The organism is Paenibacillus validus NBRC 15382, assembly GCF_004000985.1.
GTDB classification, from domain to species: Bacteria; Bacillota; Bacilli; order Paenibacillales; family NBRC-103111; genus Paenibacillus_G; species Paenibacillus_G validus.
In genome coordinates this window covers 1-979 of the sequence record NZ_BIMH01000125.1, presented here as the reverse complement: position 1 = coordinate 979, position 979 = coordinate 1, and the positions used below count along the sequence as shown (strand labels likewise).

The following is a 979-nucleotide window of genomic DNA, read 5'->3' as shown; positions in this document are numbered from 1 at the left end:
ATGGATACTTTTAACGAACAGGTCAGAGATATTGCGCATCTGGGGCATGTTGAACTGCTGACGCCGAAGCCAAATGAAAGCGTTGCCTTTTTCACGAATATTCTGGGTATGCAGGAAGTGGCACGTGAGGGGCAATCTGTATTTCTTCGCGGATTCGGGAATTATGAGTCTTATTGTATGAAATTGACCGAGTCCAAGGAACCGGGGATCGGACATACCGCGATACGCACGACATCGCCGCAAGCGCTGGAACGGCGTGCGGCGGCCATCGACAAAAGCGGTTATGGCATCGGTTGGAGTGAAGGCGACTTCGGTCATGGGAAGTCCTACCAATTTCGCGATCCCGACGGGCATGCTATGGAGCTTTACTTTGAAACGGAAAAGTATAAAGCGCCTGAACATTTACGCCCCATCCTGAAGAACCAGCCGCAAAAATATACCGGCAACGGGGTAGGCGTCCGCCAGCTGGATCACATCAATTATCTGGCACAGAAAGTCGAGCCGACGAGCAAGTTCCTGCAGGATCATTTGGGTATGAAAGTAAGCGAGCAGATTGTGCTCGACAGCGGGGAGCATGCCGGTTCATGGCTGTATTCGGGGCAGAAATCTTATGAGCTGGTTTACACGGTTGATTCCACGAACAGCCGGGGAAGACTCCACCATCTTGCCTTTCTCGTTGATACGCGGGAAGAAATCTTACGGGCCGCAGACATTTATATCGACAATGACATCTATATCGAAGGCGGACCCGCAAAGCATGCGATTCAGCAAACCTTCTTCCTGTACTGCTATGAGCCGGGCGGAAACCGAATTGAGGTCTGTACCGGAGGCTATTTCATTTATGCGCCGGATGCGGAGACCATCACCTGGAGCCAGGCAGAACGCGCCAGAGGGCAGGCTTGGCTGACGCCTACGATCTCCACATTCCATACATACGGCACACCGGTAGTGGACAAATAGTACGGACCCAACCATGTAA

General features: G+C 52.1%; 1 protein-coding gene. It reads left to right on the top strand.

Going from position 1 to position 979, the window contains the following annotated elements; all coding sequences use genetic code 11:
* The coding region (locus PVA01S_RS26345; protein WP_127610835.1) for a catechol 2,3-dioxygenase at positions 1-960 on the top strand (960 nt) is incomplete at its 5' end.
* Positions 961-979 lie beyond the last annotated feature (19 nt).